14 protein-coding genes and 2 pseudogenes are annotated in these 15663 nt (G+C 60.9%); 6 read left to right on the forward strand and 10 right to left on the reverse strand.

All coding sequences use genetic code 11. The annotated features are described in order from the left end of the window. Positions 1 to 21: 21 nt before the first annotated feature. A complete protein-coding gene (locus NATPE_RS02435; RefSeq protein WP_172637283.1) occupies positions 22 to 288 on the reverse strand; it encodes a helix-turn-helix domain-containing protein in 267 nt (88 codons plus the stop codon). A 224-nt stretch (positions 289 to 512) separates the two neighbouring features. On the opposite strand from NATPE_RS02435, the gene NATPE_RS02440 reads away from it, so the two are divergent. The 3 genes from NATPE_RS02440 to NATPE_RS02450 all read left to right on the forward strand — a co-directional run bounded on the left by NATPE_RS02440 (position 513) and on the right by NATPE_RS02450 (position 2147). Then, positions 513 to 920, forward strand: coding sequence for a hypothetical protein (locus NATPE_RS02440; RefSeq protein WP_006180171.1), 408 nt, complete (start codon positions 513 to 515; stop codon positions 918 to 920). A gap of 289 nt (positions 921 to 1209) precedes the next feature. Then, the gene (locus tag NATPE_RS02445; protein ID WP_241432728.1) at positions 1210 to 1572 is read left to right on the forward strand and encodes a hypothetical protein; all 363 of its coding nucleotides are present in this window, start codon (positions 1210 to 1212) and stop codon (positions 1570 to 1572) included. Continuing rightward, positions 1533 to 2147 (forward strand): hypothetical protein, encoded by a 615-nt coding sequence (locus NATPE_RS02450; protein WP_015298713.1) that lies wholly within the window; start codon positions 1533 to 1535, stop codon positions 2145 to 2147. The genes NATPE_RS02445 and NATPE_RS02450 overlap by 40 nt, the downstream gene beginning before the upstream one ends. 514 nt (positions 2148 to 2661) lie before the next feature. On the opposite strand, the gene NATPE_RS02455 is transcribed toward NATPE_RS02450, so the two are convergent. Beyond that, positions 2662 to 3996 carry an IS4-like element ISH32 family transposase gene (locus tag NATPE_RS02455; protein WP_012289608.1) on the reverse strand — a complete coding sequence of 445 codons (1335 nt, stop codon included), beginning with the start codon at positions 3994 to 3996 and terminating at the stop codon, positions 2662 to 2664. Positions 3997 to 4069: 73 nt separating this feature from the next. Here NATPE_RS02455 and NATPE_RS02460 point away from each other — a divergent pair, with 73 nt between their 5' ends. Further along, the gene (locus tag NATPE_RS02460) at positions 4070 to 4327 is read left to right on the forward strand and encodes a hypothetical protein (protein WP_241432727.1); all 258 of its coding nucleotides are present in this window, start codon (positions 4070 to 4072) and stop codon (positions 4325 to 4327) included. A gap of 527 nt (positions 4328 to 4854) precedes the next feature. Here NATPE_RS02460 and NATPE_RS20935 read toward each other — a convergent pair. After that, positions 4855 to 5532: pseudogene (locus tag NATPE_RS20935) on the reverse strand (IS6 family transposase). A gap of 676 nt (positions 5533 to 6208) precedes the next feature. Between NATPE_RS20935 and NATPE_RS02475 the strand changes: the two are divergent. Continuing rightward, positions 6209 to 7093, forward strand: coding sequence for an IS1595-like element ISNpe22 family transposase (locus tag NATPE_RS02475; protein ID WP_006180166.1), 885 nt, complete (start codon positions 6209 to 6211; stop codon positions 7091 to 7093). Between the two features lie 290 nt (positions 7094 to 7383). On the opposite strand, the gene NATPE_RS02480 is transcribed toward NATPE_RS02475, so the two are convergent. The 7 genes and pseudogenes from NATPE_RS02480 to NATPE_RS02510 form a co-directional block, all read right to left on the reverse strand. Continuing rightward, positions 7384 to 7662 (reverse strand): HalOD1 output domain-containing protein, encoded by a 279-nt coding sequence (locus tag NATPE_RS02480; protein WP_006180165.1) that lies wholly within the window; start codon positions 7660 to 7662, stop codon positions 7384 to 7386. A 152-nt stretch (positions 7663 to 7814) separates the two neighbouring features. Further along, positions 7815 to 8714, reverse strand: coding sequence for a phosphogluconate dehydrogenase (NAD(+)-dependent, decarboxylating) (gene gnd / locus NATPE_RS02485; RefSeq protein ID WP_006180164.1), 900 nt, complete (start codon positions 8712 to 8714; stop codon positions 7815 to 7817). A gap of 63 nt (positions 8715 to 8777) precedes the next feature. Then, on the reverse strand, positions 8778 to 11084 hold the full coding sequence (locus NATPE_RS02490; RefSeq protein ID WP_006180163.1) for a sensor histidine kinase: 2307 nt from the start codon (positions 11082 to 11084) through the stop codon (positions 8778 to 8780). A 69-nt stretch (positions 11085 to 11153) separates the two neighbouring features. Beyond that, positions 11154 to 11588 carry a hypothetical protein gene (locus NATPE_RS02495; RefSeq protein ID WP_015298715.1) on the reverse strand — a complete coding sequence of 145 codons (435 nt, stop codon included), beginning with the start codon at positions 11586 to 11588 and terminating at the stop codon, positions 11154 to 11156. A 90-nt stretch (positions 11589 to 11678) separates the two neighbouring features. Then, positions 11679 to 12143 (reverse strand): hypothetical protein, encoded by a 465-nt coding sequence (locus NATPE_RS02500; RefSeq protein WP_015298716.1) that lies wholly within the window; start codon positions 12141 to 12143, stop codon positions 11679 to 11681. Between the two features lie 80 nt (positions 12144 to 12223). Continuing rightward, positions 12224 to 12778, reverse strand: coding sequence for a hypothetical protein (locus NATPE_RS02505; protein ID WP_006180160.1), 555 nt, complete (start codon positions 12776 to 12778; stop codon positions 12224 to 12226). Positions 12779 to 12820: 42 nt separating this feature from the next. After that, positions 12821 to 13306: pseudogene (locus NATPE_RS02510) on the reverse strand (deoxyuridine 5'-triphosphate nucleotidohydrolase); the annotation flags it as partial. 299 nt (positions 13307 to 13605) lie between these two features. Between NATPE_RS02510 and NATPE_RS02515 the strand changes: the two are divergent. Continuing rightward, positions 13606 to 15579, forward strand: coding sequence for an aconitate hydratase (locus NATPE_RS02515; protein ID WP_006180158.1), 1974 nt, complete (start codon positions 13606 to 13608; stop codon positions 15577 to 15579). The last annotated feature ends 84 nt before the right edge of the window (positions 15580 to 15663 follow it).

The following is a 15663-nucleotide window of genomic DNA, read 5'->3' on the forward strand; positions in this document are numbered from 1 at the left end:
CGACCGCAGTGAGCGCCGGATCTATTCGCTATCGGATTCGAGATCGTCGGCATCGAGTTCCCCCTCGAGATACCGCACGCCGGGCGTAGCGATTTCGTAGTAGCCGCGCTCGACTCGAGTGACGAGTCCGTACTCGACGAGGACAGAGAGACGGCGATTGACCTGTTCGCGACTCTTGTCGATGTTCTTTCCTATGACAGCTGGCGAGAGGATGAGTCCTGACGAGTGGAGTACTTCGAGAACCCGCTCGTCAGTCGGTAACTGCATCCAATCACCGGGTTTTCGCATCGTCTAATTGTACCCGAATGGCTTCTTACGCCTATCGGTCGAACGGTATCAAATCACTGATAAACAATCCAAGAGTCATCTATTAGTGGTTAGTTTTATGCAGCTCTAATAGAGACAGTATTTTACGGGAAACGCGCTCTGTCGCTAATCAGGTCGGCAGAACGTGGGAGGCCCGGTGTCAGGGCACCGGGCCGCGACAGCTCCCGTATCAAGCTACGGAAGCCATGTCCGACGACAATTCACGGGACCATGAAGGTCCCGACCGATCCGACGTATCGACCCCATCCACGCCCGATGCCGAACTGACGGACGGCACCGTCCGCGAGCGCCTCGAGGCGATCGACCGACTCACGCGGTCGTTGCTCGGCGACATTCAAGCCGGAACGGAAACCACTCCGACTATGGATACCGACGCTCGGTCCGAGGCCTGCCGGCACGTTCGAGAGATCAGAGCCGAGGCCAGCCACGTCGGCCTCCTGCTGTTCGGCCCGGAGATGGCGATCCCCTACGACCCGGCGGCCCACGACGGCGATGCACCGAGGGTGTCTCGTAGTAGCTCGCTCACGACGGCGTTTCGAGGTCCGGTGCCCGGGGCGCTCGAGCAGAATCGGCAGCGGGACAGCGATGGATAGGTAACGGATTTCGTTCGTCAGGGCTCGTATGAACGGATTCGGCTTATTTTCGATTTCGGGCCTCTGGGGTTCTATCCTGGTCTAATTTGAGGAACTAATCGCTTATCGAGGGATGCAGATAGACAAGAAACGACGGTACGACACCAGTAGCGCTGCTAAACCAGACAGCACTCGGGAAACACGATCATCACAGTGTATGAAGGGTTTATTATATTAACTTAATAAAGATTATTATTCTATTAACTAATTAGAATATTTATATTCAATGCGATTATTGGTTGTTGGTACGATGATAGAAGATCGTAACCTAAACAGACGTAAGGTCCTACGAAATGCTGCGGCTGCTGGGACTGCATCCCTCCTTGGGATGACAGCCTCGGTTGGTGCAACGCCAGAAGAAGCATCCATCGATATTGATCAGTTGCTGGAATCGGATAGGATAGAGAAGCTCAAAAAAGAAATCCCTGACCTCAAATTCCGTTCGGAAGACGCCCGCGTACTCGGGGGCAAGAAGGTGTTGTCGCTATTCCTGCAAATCACGGGACGGCTCTTACTCGCGCACAAGGAGAGACAGACGCCGCAAGTTTCTATTTCGACGAATGGGTTCGCGGTGTGGACTCTGACTGGGTTGAAGGAACTGAAGCACGGCTGAGGGTAACGGACGATGAAACGTCTCTGATCCGGAGTGCAACCGATGAAGAGGCTGAGAAATTCCTCCATTCCATCGATACAGAAGAACTCGATCGTGAGAATACGGATGTGGCAGTCCAGTCGGAAACTGGCGAAGTCACGATCACTCATGTCGACAGCGAAGATCATCGATATGATCGCATTCAGGCGGAACCTGTTGAGAGGGCTGAGGCACAGATCGCAACGGAAAATAACGGCTTGCCTGCTGCTAAAGTTGAGTTAGAGGTCACCGACCGACAAACCGAGTCCTTCTCAGGGGGGTCTCGAGAAGTTGGGGCGCAGGCATCCTGCGACCAAGATGACGTTGTCTTCTGTGTCATCGAGGCAAGCAGCTGCCTGCCCTGTGCCGCTGCTACTGCTACAGGGCCGCTTCTTGCCGTCTGTATCCTCTTCGTGTGCCTCGGGTTCCCTGCCGTACCGATCGCAACTGCCCTGGCAGACATCGGCTGTACCAATGTGGCTGGTTGTACGGCAGATGCGGCCATAGATATCATGAGTGATTTGGCCGACGAGTTAGGTGACGAAATCCCGGTCTAAGACGTCAACATCATCCCGGAGATAGTAGACCTCCCCATTTCGGGATGCACTAAAGGTTTTCAACATGGGGTTTTTGAGCGTGTGAAACCACTTTTTGATATGGCTTTGGTCGACAGGACTGAGCTGACCACCCAAATCTAATCGAGATCAAATTCCGCTGCGTAGCTCTCGTTAAGCAGGCCTGCGAGCAACATTCCAAACTCATTCTACGACCTTCTCGTTCCTCAAACTACGCTAACTAGATAGGGACCTCAAATATTAATATGGTGCGGGTAGAAATTTGATCTATGACTTGGGCATCTGTTCTAGTTTAGTGACGGAGTGAAGCAGGATCTCAGCGGAGACTATACCGAATTGAGGCGGATTAGCTCAGGAGACTGGGTTCGCTGGAGCAGGCAGTCGCTGATTTGTTGTGTGATACCTTCGAGGCGGCGCACTCACAGCCGTGAGTGCGTCGCCGTTCCAGCGCTGCCGCTATCGACACAGGTGCTTCCCCGGTCGTCAGGCGAGTTCGTTACCAGAACTCGCCTGACTCAACCTGCTCACGTAACCGCGGTCGATGCGGATTTGGATCACGTGAAGCCCACAGCAACAACTCATCTAAATCCGGAAGTTCGTACCCTAAATCGAGCATCACGTACAACTGAATCAGGTGTGAATGGCGTTCGACAGCGTGAGAACATCGTCGACGAGGAAGTTGCGGCGACGACGCTGTGGCGTCGTCGGCGCTTTCCCGTTGTTTCACGTCCAGTTTCCGGAGTTCATCGACGATAACACGGCTCATCAGCAGTGAGATTGCGGCCATGATGACCAGAGCTTCGATGATGTACGGATCGGTCGTGTTGATTTCGTCAAGTCCGAAGCGTGATTTCAGTTCTTTGAACAATAATTCTATTTCCCAGCGCGCCCGATAGAGCTGTGCGATATCGGGCGCACTATAGTCGTCTTTCGAGAGATTTGTCAAATAGAGATGGTACTCTTCAGTATCCTCGTTCCAAACACCGACCAGTCGGAACGTTCGGGTCGTGCTGGTGCACGACCCTCGCTTTCGCTCGAACGAGAGGGTGATGCGAACATCGATTTCCTGTCGCTGCAGGTCGTCAAGGACGTCCTGCAGCGACTCTCCTTCGAGCGGGATACTGTTCCCCCGCCACGTCCGGAGCTCTTCGACGATCTCGAAGTTTGCGTCGTCTTTCACACGGGAGACGAACCAGCCGTTATTCTGGTCGATGCGGTCGAACAACCAGAAGTCGTAGAAACCGAGATCGAGCAAGACAAGTGCGCCAGCTACCCACTCGCCGGTGGGTAGCTGGCTCCGTTCTTGGGTTTTAGCGTCAGTTGTTCGGTACCGTGTTGGAAGGCCAGTTGAGAGTGATTCTGTTAGGTGAAGTTTCAGACCGGCCTGATCGTCACCGGTCGCAGCGTACACATCCGCGGCGTCTTGATAGAGAGAAACAATGCTCCCATCGGCAATGAGGACGTCTCGAAAGCGTTCGAGACGTCCGCTAAGGTCGGCATTTCTGGTATCGAGATTCTCGATGGCATCATCGAGAATCTCTCGAAGGAGTGCAACGAACGGTGGAGAGAACCACCCGTGGAAGGTTGCATAGGAGAGTTCATCGCAGTCGGACATTTCGACGAATCGTTCGAGAAAAGCCTGTACAGATCGGTCTGACCCAGCAGCGAAGCCAAGTGAAAGCGTGTAGAACAGCGCAACAGCGTCGAATTTCCGTTCACGCTCGACGAGATTCGTTGCGCGAGCGCGCTCGCGCAACTCATCGGAGGGAAACGCTCTTTGAATCCGATCAACAATCACTGAATCCGGTGGGGAGTAAGTCACACTATCCACCGGATTTCTCTGACTGGTAGTTACAACGATATCTAATCAGACGACGGTACACTCTGCTAAACTAGAACGGATGATGACTTGGGAAGATATCGGCTGGAGAGATCCGAAAGACTTCGTGATAGTTATGGGTAAAATACTTGTAGCATTAGCCGGTGCGATGCTACTGACCGGTGTTCTGATGACGGTTCTTCCGTATAGTGACTACAGTCCACAAACTCCAGAGAGAGTCATAGTCGTTAGCGTATTTTATGCTGCTTGGCTGCTTTTGATGCTCAAGCTTCTGTTTGGAAAGTTTCTTCCACTGGGAATGTTCAAAACGCGTGAGGCGTAGTATTTAGTTAGTCGACCCTGTTCTGTACTCTGTAACTCGAACAGAACGATGGCGTCGTGATGCTCCAGTTGGCCACCTAGGGATCTGCGTTAAAACTGCAACGGTCGTACTTCCGCTCAGAGACCCGAATTCGCACCCACTGAGGTAACAATTAGCGCCCTCGATCGTGAATCGGGGGAGATGCACTGGTACTACGTATTCGATTTAGGCCCTAACGTGATGGTACCACCGGTACTGGTTGATGGAACTGTATTCTCACAGCCAGTAGTATGGACGGTCTCGGTGCCTTCGGCGACGTGACCACACGAGATAGCTGAATATTTGAACATCGGCGTACTCCTAACCTGCAATCACTAAGCATTCTGCCCAATTCGGCGTACTCCTAACCTGCAATCACTAAGCATTCTGCCCAATCACCGAATCATGTGGGAAATTATGGCAGAATCCCCTCCCCAAATAATTTCCACATACTAATAATCCCGAACCAGAAGGGATGTTAATTCTACATATATAGGAAACGGCACTGTCTAGTTCAGCACCTCCTCGGCCGGCGTCTTTCCGTCGAGAGCTTGATGCGGTCTCTGACGGTTGTAGTAATGCATGAACTGTTCAAGCCACCCGCGGACGTTCGACCGACTTCCCACCCACGAAGTATGGAAGCGGTCGATCAGTATTTTGAGTGTGTGAAACCACTTTTCGATGAGGTTTCGGTCGGTATAGTTGACCCGACCGCTCAATCCTACTCGAGAGAGGGCAGTCCGATAGCCGAACTGATCGACGAGAAACTCAGCCTCGGAGAGATCGTGTTTCTCGTCCAGTCGCTGCAGAAATGCAGCCGCCGGATCAGTGTCATGCCGACCAAATAACGCGACGTCAAGAATCAGTTTTGTCTCGGTGTCTATTGCAGCGTACAACCAAGACCACTCGCCGTTTATCTTGACAGCGGTCTCGTCAACCGCGACCCGCTTTGGCTGCGCCTCAGGCGGGTCGCAGCCGCTGTCAGCTAGCCGATGAACCCAATTCTAGACAGCACCATGAGAGCGTTCAACGCCTAATTCAGCCAGAATCGTTGTTGTCTCTCGAAGCGAACAACCAGTCTGATGGAGACGGACGGCGAACGCCCTGACGGGCGTCGCCGTCCGCTCGTTCTCCCAAGATTCTTCTAAATCCCCGTCATAACTCTCACTGAGCAGGTCTGCGAGCATCTCTCGGCAAGTTACTCAACGACCTGCTCACTTCTCAAACTGACTCAACTAGACAGTGCCCTCTCAACTATTTTCTCACCGAATACAATTGAGATGAATAGTGGTTCAACCACATTTCCCTTAACAGACTCCAGAAACACGATGAAACAGGCTGGCCACACGACGGCTATATCATCTCATCCGGAAATAGGTGCAGGTAATGGAAGTATCTATTATGTGAAATTCTAACTCACTATACGTGCGCCTGCGTATCCCCCCAAGAAGTATTATCGTGTAGCCCATATTATTTCCAAAATGAGGAAATTATTGAAATCTAGGGTGTTCACAACTAACTGGGATGCATGGAACAACAAATGGGCTCCCATCGTGGCTGCACCGTTTTTAGCCGTTCTCGGTGTGGTAATTGGTACCGTTTTGGGCATCCACTTTACATCATCTGAACTAGGTCAGACCCTAGTAATGGGTCTCTTTTTATTTGTGACAATGATGGCAGGATTCACACTTCTTGCGCTTGTTGATTAACACATTACGGGCGTGTTATACCATAATGTCACTGACAACTATTCACAATATCGTCCCTAATTAACGCTCTTCTGTAGGAGATTGTTGATACTGGTGAGCTGCCGCTGTCGAGTCGAAGAGGACAAGGACACCGCGTCAGCGGTGTCCGACACGGATGATTCCGCTAGATGTGTTTGGGTCGGAATCGGTCGCAGCGGACCTGCTCCAACAGGTTCGCTGGCGTGACGGCGTTTCCTGTCCTCGCTGCCGTTCTGACCGAACGGTCAGAAACGGCAGCTACGGGCACTTTCAGCGGTATCTCTGTAAGGATTGCGGCCGCACGTTCAACGATAAGACCGGCACGATCTTCGCTCACTCGAAGATTGCGCTCCGCAAGTGGCTGTTTTCGATCTACGCGTTTTTGCGGTTTAACACGAGTCTCAGGCAGTTACAGTGCGAAATCGAGGTCACCTACAAAACGATCCACAGGCGTGTCGAGCGCTTCGCCGAAGCGCTTGACGTGCCGTCACTCGATCTCCGTGGCCCGGTCGAAATTGACGAGTTCTACGTCTCTGCCGGCTTGAAAGGCCGCGAGCGCGACCGCTGGTCGCGCTCTCGCGGCCTCTCTCGACGCGGGCGCGGAACATATGACCAGGACAAACCGCCCGTGTTCGTCCTCGTGGATCGTAGCACCGAGCAGCGGTACGTTGTGCCGGCGAAATCCGCAGACGAATCGACGATCCGGCTCCTGCTGGCTGAGCGCCAGCAGGAGCCTCTCACCGTCTATACCGACGGATTTAGCGCGTACGATCCGCTTGAAGAAGACGAGCAATTCGACCGCGAATACGTCGTTCACGGAGACGGTGAGTACGCCGATGACGCAGTCCACGTGAACACCTGCGAGAGCCACGCGTCGCTGGCGCGACGGTGGCTCTCGCCGCATCGAGGCATCTCAAAAGATCGTCTCACACAGTATCTCCGAGCGTTCCAACTCAGACGAGAACTCTACCGCAAACCCGGACGAGAAGCGCTCAAACACGCCGTTAAAGCCACTCTCTGAAATCAACAATGTGCTACACAAGAGCGCTAATTAAAATCTCCGACTGACGAAGCTCAGAGGATTACAAGTGAGTTGACTACTGTATAATCACTAGCTGTTGAGCATGACACGGATTCTATGACACACTGATATACGAAACGCTGGCGCTGTCGCCTTGGCGACACCCCTTCTCGTCGAGATGATTCACCCCTGACCTCTTGGTCCGGAACCAAGGGCTCCGTCCACTGCGCGACGCGCCCTCGAGCGAAGCTCCCGCTAGGAAAACTATACCCAGTCCCGTTTCGATCCGCTCACCGCCCGCGTTCGGGCGCGGCCGAGTCCTCGAGCGCGACTCGAACTCCCTCGTCGTCGGCCGTGGCCCTGATCGAATAGCCGTGATAGTCGAACACAAGACTCTCGAAGCCCGCGGCGTCGGGTAGCGAGTCCAGCAGGTCGGGATCGATCGCGTCGTAGAGCGGTTCGAGCGCCGTTGGATCGGCATCCTCGAGTCGGGAGACGAGGTCGATGACGGCCATACTGAGCTGCTCGCCTTCACTGAGAGAAACGGCTGTCGTCTCGAGCGATTGCATCACTCCTGCTGGGTGGCCGTCGGTAAAGAAAATATCCCACTATTGCAGCCGATCCGTTCTGGACGAAACGATAGTCAGATGGCCAGACACGTGTGCGGCGGTGCGACGGCCCCGCTCGCGGTGCCCCGGTCGTGGCATCGCCGACTCGAGTGTCACTCCCGCCGGGGAACCTCGTGGCGACCGAAGCCGTATCGCAGGCGGTTTGCGAGCCGGCGCGAGAACCGGCCGTCGTCGGCCCGCGAGCCGAACCGCTCGGAGAGGGCGGTGTAGATCAGCGGCAGCGGGACCTCCTGCTCGAGGGCCTCCTGGACGGTCCAGGTGCCGGTCGAGCCGCCCTCGACGCGGTCGGCGACGGTGCCGAGATCGCTGCCCTCCTCGCGGAAGGCCTCCTCGCAGAGTTCCAGCAGCCACGAGCGGATCACCGCGCCGTTGTTCCAGACCGACGCGACCGATTCGAGGTCGAGGTCGTACCGGCCCTCGTGGAGCAGTTCGAACCCCTCGCCGTAGGCCTGCATCAGGGCGTACTCGACGCCGTTGTGGATCATCTTGACGTAGTGGCCGGAGCCGGCGGGCCCCATCCGGCCGTGGCCGTCCGGGCCCGTCGCGACGGCGTCGAAGACCGGCTCGAGTTCGTCGTAGGCCCACTGGGGGCCGCCGACCATCAGGGAAAAGCCCAGTTCCGCACCGGCGGGGCCGCCGGAGGTGCCACAGTCGAGGTAGGCCGCGGGGCAGGACTCCGCGCGGCGCACCGAGTCCTCGAAGTAGGAGTTGCCGCCGTCGACCACGACGTCGTCGCCGTCGAGGTGGGGCGCGAGTTCCTCGAGGGTGACGTCGACCGCCTCGCCGGCGGGGACCATCAGCCAGATGCGCTTGTCCGCGCCCAGCCGCTCGAGGAGGTCGTCGATGGAGTCGGCGGGGGTCGCGCCCGCGTCGGCGGCCGTCGCGACGGCTTCCTCGTCGAGGTCGAAGGCGACCACGTCGTGGCCCGCCGCGAGGGTTCGGTCGACGACGATCTGTCCCATTCGGCCGAGTCCGATTACGCCCAGTTGCATGGATAGGGGTCGGCCGGCCGGTGTGGTAGGGGTTGCGGTTCCGGGTCCGCGGGCGCGTCGGGATCAATCCCCGTCGGCCGACGGCGCGGGCTCGAGCGCGATCTCGACCCGGCTGCCGCCCAGGGCCGACTCGCTAAAGGAGACGCTGCCGCCGTAGCTGTCGACCATCCACCGGACCAGCCAGAGGCCGAGCCCGCTGCTGTGGGTCAACTGCGTGATGTCGCTCTCGCCGGTGACGACGTCGATCTCGGCGGGCGGGATGCCGGGCCCGTCGTCGGCGACCGCCAGCCGGACCCGACAGTCCTCGCGTGCCACGGCGATGTCGACGGTCGGCTCCGGACCCCCGTGTCGGATGGCGTTTTCGACGAGGTTCTCGACGACCAGTCCCAGCCCGGGGTCGGCCCAGGCCGAGGGGTCGTCGGCCGCCGAGACGGAGACGGTCGCGCCGTCGGTGTCGAGCCCCTCGACGGTCTCCGTGACGGTCGCGGCGACGTCGATCGGCTCGAGGTCACCGTCGCGATCGAGCGCGTACTGGATGGCACGGGTCTTCTCGCTGGTACCCGCGAGGTCGGCCGCGGTCTCTCTGAGCGTGTCGGCCGCGGCCACGAGGTCCGGGTCGTCGAGCCGTTCGCGGAGGAGTTCGGCGTAGCCGATGACGACGGTGAGGTCGTTCCGGAGGTTGTGCCGGAGGACGCGATTGAGGACCTGCAGGTACTGTTCGCGTTCCTTGCGCTTGGTGATGTCCCTGACGACGCTGACGGTGCCGTGGAACTCGTCGTCGTCGCCGTCGTGGGGCAACAGCGAACACTCGATCTCGACCGGGAACCGGTCCCCGTCGGCGGTCGTGTAGGTGGCTTCGAAGGCCCCGCTATCACAGTCGGCGTCCGAGAGCAGGTCCTCGATGTGGTCGACCGCGCGGTCGTAGGACTCGTCGGCGAAGATGCGGGATACGGGCTCGCCGACGAGTTCGTCGCGATCGTAGCCCAACCGCTCGGCGAGCGGGTCGGTCACGAGCGTCAGGCGAGCGTCGCCGTCGATGGCGTACACCATCCCCTCGACAGTCTCGAGGATCTGCTCGTGGCGCAGCAACTCCTCGCCGCGTTCGGCCCGTTCTAAGGCGGCGGCCGCGCTGGCGGTCAGCAGCCGCGCGAGCTGGACGTGTTGGTCGTCGAACGCGTCGACGACCGGCGACCCGACGTTGAGCAACCCGTGGTCCCCGAGCGGGACGCACATGCCGGCCTGCAACCGTTCGTACTCGTGTGGTGAGTTAGTCCGGAGGTCCTCGATGAGGACCGGTTCGCCCCGGCGAAACGCCTCTCCCATCGGCCCCTCGCCGAGGCCGACTCGCGTTCGCTTTCGGATTCCATCGCCGCTTGCCTCCGAGACGGCCGTCAGGACGAGATCGTCGGTCTCGGCGTCGTGAAGCCGGACCGTGGCGAGATCGAACCCGAGGACGCGTTCGGCGGCCTCGACGACGACCTCCGAGACGTCGGCGCGTGACTCACAGGCAAACAGCGAGCGGGTCGTCTCGAGCAACCCGGTGACGACGTCCGTACGGCGGCGGCGTTCGGTCACGTCGCGGACGACACAGACGAACGCGATATCCTCCGGACCGGCCGCCGAAAGCGGCGTGACGTTGGCCTCGACGTGGACGACTCCGCCGTCGACTCGCCGGAGTTCGGTTTCGACCGTTTCGCCAGGGGTCGGTGATCCGACTGCGGCCATCCAGTCACGGTACGCAGCTTCGTCGATGATCGACGCCGCCGAACGCCCGACGAGACCCTCTCGGTCAGCACCCACGAGATCGGCGAAGGCATCGTTGACGTGGACGAATCGCCGATCCGAATCGACGACGATGACGGCGTCGTCGAACCGACCGAGGATCGCGTCGCGCTCCGCAGGCCCGACCGGTGGGGCCTGCCCGTCAGCCGTTTCCGTCCGCGCGGTGAGGTCGGTTCCCACGTCGGCCGAAGCGGGCGATTCGGTCGCGGCGTCGACCGTGGCCGGTCGGATCGGGCTGTCTCCCCCGCCGGTCGAGAGGGCCTCGATGCGATCGATGAGGGATGGGTCGCCCGTCCGGACGACGTACTCCGTCGCGCCGGCTCGCGTCGCCGCGGCCGCGGCGCTCCCATCGGGCGTCGCCGTCGTATAAATGATCGGCACCGTCGGTGCAACGTCGCGGACCGTGGCGACGGTTTCGACGCGGTCGCTGCCGGTCCCGTCGACGATCACACAGTCGACGCGCGTCGTCTCGAGGCAGTCGACGACCGTCGCCCGGTCGCCCGCCGTGACCACGTCGAAGGCGGCGTCGAGGTCACACGGCGGCGTCGGATTACCGACGAAAACGACGTGCTGGCCGGCTCGGGACACGGTCTGGCCAACGGTTGGTGCCGTTGGTCATTAATGTTGTGGCGAGATACCATGGGTCGAGGGAGCAACCTACGCGATCGGTTCCTCGAGGCGCGCCCAGCCGATCGCATCGAGGACGACGATGCGGTCGTTGTACCGAACGTAGACCCCGTTGTACCCGTGATCGTCGGCGTCGTAGTACGGCAGCGACTGGCGGATCCGGTCGACGACCGACCACGCGCCGTCGCGCTCGAGCGTGACATGTTCCCACTCCTCATGTGCGCCGTTGCGGACTGCGCGATCGAGCGCCTGTCGCGCGCCGGGAATTCGGCCAAGCCGTTCCGCCGAGGCGTCGACGACCGTGACGTCGTCGGGGACCTCGTCCGGCCCGATGACCCGTGCGCCGAGGTCGGCTTTCGATCGCGAGGCGCCGGTCGCCGACCGGTCCGAACTGAGTACGTAGCCGGCGACGGCGGCCGTCCCGACCGCAAGCAGTGATAGTGCCATGTCCTTACCCCTGATCATTAGCGAGTACCTTACAGTAACTGACTAAGTATCTTTCGCAAGAACGTTCGTTGCGAAGATGTTCCGACGGAAACCGATCGTCAGTCGCCGCTACAGGAAGCTAGCGACGTTGCCCGACAGCAGCCCCGCAACCACCAGCAGGCCGACGGCTGCGATCGCCGCCGCACGGAAAACGGGCAGGGCGTCGCGGGCCGGCTCGCGGATCTTCTTGCCGGTGAGGCCGGTCTCGAGTCGCTTCGTCCCGATCTCGACGAGGGCGGTCAGCGCCAGCCAGAGCGCGACCATCGAGAGGACGAGGTGGCCGTTCGTCGAGCCAAAGAGCGTGTCGCTGGTGTAGATCCGTCCCGCCAGATGCCCGCCCGAGAGAAAGAGGACGAGCGAACTCACGCGCGAGACGGTGGTCAGCTTCCCCGAGATCACCTCGAGCGGGTGGGTCGTGTTGAACGCGCCGTCGCGTGCCAGCGGCAAGACGACGGCGGCGACGAAACAGACGCTGCCGGCCCAGAGGGCCGCGAAGACGAGATGAAGTGTTCTGGCTGCGAGAACGTCGATCATACGGCATCGCTCGAACAGCGGGCGTATCAGCGTTCCGACTTCGGATCGCCGGACTGTCGCGACGGCTGTCGTGTCCGCGGTCACTCGAGCCAGTCGGGCGTCCACGCGACCAGCCGTCGCCGACAGAGCGCGTACAGCAGCGACACCGCGAGGCCGCCAGCGGCGGCGGTGCGGAGCCATCCCTCGAAGACGAGCAGGGCCGGAACCGCGAGTGCGACGCCGAGAACGGCGTCTTCCGGCGCGCCGTCGTAGCGGATCCAGCGCCGCGGCCGGAGCCAGCGGCCGCGCACGTGATCGTAGACCGCGCGGTCGGAGCGGTCGTTCCACGGGTCCATCTCCGGCCCGCCGCCGATCGAGTCACTGGCGGCGTGAAGCCAGGCCGTGACCGCGAACGCGGCGACCGCAAGCGTCGCGCTCGCCGGAGCGACGGCCGCGACGGCGAGGGCGGGGACGGCGGCCGCGAGCCCGGCGACCGGAAAGTGAAACGTCCGCCGATGCGCGAACGCGAGGTCGAGATCGGGAGCCAGTCCGCCGAGGATCGCCCCGAGCGCGAGCGCCGTCCCGAACTCGGGAACGTGGTACGCGACGGGGGCGACGACCGCAAGCCCGGTGAACACGTGCGTGGTCGCCATCATCGGTACGAGCGGCTACGAGGGGAACGGCAAAAACGGCCGCGGTCACTCGAGGTTTTCGCCCTGATAGCTCCCCTCGTAGACGTCCTCGTGGTCGGCCCTGGCAAAGACCAGTTGGGCGATCCGCGCCCCGCGCTCGAGTTCGATGTCGTGGTGGACCTGCAACAGGCCCTCGCCGCGGCCCTCGTAGCCGGCGTCCCAGACGGCCGTGTTGAGCATACAGGAGTTGCGCATGAGCGACGACCGGGGGTAGACGAAGCCGATGTGGCCCTCCGGGATCGCGATCCGCTCGCCGTACCGGACGACGTAGGCCCCCTTCGGCAGGTAATAGGTGTCGGGATCGGCCTCCTCGAGTTCCTCGAGCGGGCGGGCGATCCGGTCGCCGATCTCCTTGCCGTCCCGGGTGATGCGGCCCGGTTCTAACTGCTCGAAGACGACGTCGGCGGTCAGGTCAACCCCGTTGGGCTGGACCTGCTCGTCGGTCGTCGGCGAAACGTGGTCGGCGACGAACGCACCGGAACGGAACATCGTGTTGGTTCGACGCCGCGGCGGCGAGAAAAGCGTATCCGTTCGCGGTGACCCGACGGTGCGGTAGCATCCGTCACGCCGCGACCCAGTCCGTCACGATCCCATCCACCGGTTCGTGCCGGCCGGACCGTCGTCGCGTGCCCCTTGCCGGAGCATCTGGTCCTGGTGAAACTGCGTTCAACGAACGGGCAGCCGACCGGCAATATTTACGGATCGCGTTCCGATTCGGGAGGTGGTATTGGGCCCTACATCGGTAGAAACACGCTGGATTTATCAGGACGGACGGCCGACTTTTGGGTGCTATGGGACAGACTCTCACCGAAAAGATTCTCGACGACCACCTCGTCGAGGGCGAACTCGAGACCGGCGAGGAGATCGGGATCGAGATCGACCAGGTACTTACCCAGGACACGACCGGAACGATGGTCTGGCTCCAGTTCGAAGCGATGGGACTGGACGAAGTCCAGACCGAAATCGCCGCGCAGTACTGCGACCACCAGACTTATCAGTTCGACTTTAAGAACACCGACGACCACCGTTTCCTGCGTTCTGCGGCCGGCAAATACGGCGCTTACTTCTCTCGACCCGGCAACGGCATCTGCCACAACGTCCACCGCGAGAACTTCGCGGCCCCCGGCAAGACCCTGCTGGGTTCGGACAGCCACACGCCGACCCCCGGCGGCCTCGGCGAACTCGCCATCGGCGCTGGCGGGATCGACGTCACCGTCGCCATGGGTGGCGCTCCCTACTACATCGAGATGCCCGAAGTCGTCAACGTCCGCCTCGAGGGCGAACTCCCCGAGTGGGCCACCGCGAAAGACGTCATCTTGGAACTGCTCCGTCGCCTGACGGTCAAAGGCGGCGTCGGCAAGATCCTCGAGTACACCGGCCCCGGCGTCGAGTCGCTGACCGCGCCTGAGCGGATGACCATCACCAACATGGGCACGGAACTGGGCGCAACCTCGTCGATCTTCCCGACCGACGAGCAGACCGAAGACTACCTCGAGCGTCTCAACCGCGGCGACGAGTACGAGCGACTCCAGCCCGACGACGACGCCGAGTACGACGACGAGATCGTCGTCGACCTCTCCGACCTCGAGCCGCTGATCGCCCAGCCCTCGATGCCGGACAAGGTCGTGCCGGTCCGTGAGGTCGCCGGCCAGTCCGTCGAACAGGTCATCGTTGGCTCCTGTACCAACGGCGGCTACGAGGACGTCCTCCCGGCCGCGAAGATGCTCGAGGGCCGCGAGGTCAACTCCACGACCGAGATGATCGTCGCGCCCGGCTCCAAGCAGGCCTCCGAGATGCTCGCCCGCGAGGGCTGGGTCGCGGAGATGATGGCCGCCGGCGTCAACTTCTCCGAGGCGACGTGTGGTGCCTGTATCGGCATCGGCCACGTCCCCTCCTCGGATTCGGTCTCGCTGCGGACCTTCAACCGCAACTTCGAGGGCCGCTCGGGTATCGAAGACGACAACGTCTTCCTCTGCTCGCCGGAGGTCGCCGCCGCCGCGGCGATCAAGGGCGAAATCATCGATCCGCGCGACCTCGCCGAGGAAGAGGGCGACCTCGAGGCACCCGGCATCGAGCTGCCCGACGAGTACGACGGCTCGAAGACGGACCTCATCACGCCCGAGGAAGCCCCCGACGACGAACTCGTCAAGGGCCCGAACATCGGCGACGTCCCGCTGAAGGACCAGCTCGACGCCGACATCGCGGGCGAGGCCCTCCTCAAGATGGAGGACAACATCACGACCGACCACATCATTCCTGCGACCCAGGACATCCTGATGTACCGGTCGAACATCGACAAGCTCTCCGAGTTCACCCTCTCCCGTGTCGACGACACGTTCGCCGAGCGCGCCCGTGAGGCCGACGGCGGCGTCCTCGTCGCCGGCGAGAACTACGGGCAGGGCTCCTCGCGAGAGCACGCCGCGATGTGTCCGATGTACCTCGGCATCGAGGCCGTCCTCGCACAGAGCTTCGCACGCATCCACCGCGCGAACCTCTTCAACTTCGGGATCGTCCCGCTGACGATCGACGAGGACACCTACGCCGACATCGACCAGGGCGACGAGGTCGAGATCGTCGACGACGTCTACGACGCCGTCACCTCCGGACAGGAGGAGTTCACCGTCCGCGTCAACGGTGAGGAGTACACCGCGACGCTCGACGCTTCCGAGCGCGAACGCGCGATCCTCGCGGCCGGCGGCAAGCTCTCCTGGACGAAAGAACAGGCCCAGAGCGACGAGGGCGGCGCGACGCCCGCCGACGACTGATCGGCTGCTCGCCGACTCGGTCGCGACTCTCAATTCTGTCTTTTTTACCGGCCTCGAGTGGCGACGCTCCCGGCGGTCGGTTCC

It is taken from the genome of Natrinema pellirubrum DSM 15624 (assembly GCF_000230735.2).
Taxonomy (GTDB): Archaea; Halobacteriota; Halobacteria; order Halobacteriales; family Natrialbaceae; genus Natrinema; species Natrinema pellirubrum.

What these genes read in the sequence shown, in the direction of transcription:
- NATPE_RS02500 (WP_015298716.1), bottom strand. Translation starts at nt 12,143, where the DNA reads ATGATCGACGTTCTCGCAGCCAGAACACTTCATCTCGTCTTCGCGGCC.
- NATPE_RS02480 (WP_006180165.1), bottom strand. Translation starts at nt 7,662, where the DNA reads ATGCAATCGCTCGAGACGACAGCCGTTTCTCTCAGTGAAGGCGAGCAG.
- NATPE_RS02475 (WP_006180166.1), top strand. Translation starts at nt 6,209, where the DNA reads ATGATTCCGCTAGATGTGTTTGGGTCGGAATCGGTCGCAGCGGACCTG.
- NATPE_RS02460 (WP_241432727.1), top strand. Translation starts at nt 4,070, where the DNA reads ATGACTTGGGAAGATATCGGCTGGAGAGATCCGAAAGACTTCGTGATA.
- gnd (WP_006180164.1), bottom strand. Translation starts at nt 8,714, where the DNA reads ATGCAACTGGGCGTAATCGGACTCGGCCGAATGGGACAGATCGTCGTC.
- NATPE_RS02495 (WP_015298715.1), bottom strand. Translation starts at nt 11,588, where the DNA reads ATGATCAGGGGTAAGGACATGGCACTATCACTGCTTGCGGTCGGGACG.
- NATPE_RS02505 (WP_006180160.1), bottom strand. Translation starts at nt 12,778, where the DNA reads ATGATGGCGACCACGCACGTGTTCACCGGGCTTGCGGTCGTCGCCCCC.
- NATPE_RS02445 (WP_241432728.1), top strand. Translation starts at nt 1,210, where the DNA reads ATGATAGAAGATCGTAACCTAAACAGACGTAAGGTCCTACGAAATGCT.
- NATPE_RS02515 (WP_006180158.1), top strand. Translation starts at nt 13,606, where the DNA reads ATGGGACAGACTCTCACCGAAAAGATTCTCGACGACCACCTCGTCGAG.
- NATPE_RS02440 (WP_006180171.1), top strand. Translation starts at nt 513, where the DNA reads ATGTCCGACGACAATTCACGGGACCATGAAGGTCCCGACCGATCCGAC.
- NATPE_RS02435 (WP_172637283.1), bottom strand. Translation starts at nt 288, where the DNA reads ATGCGAAAACCCGGTGATTGGATGCAGTTACCGACTGACGAGCGGGTT.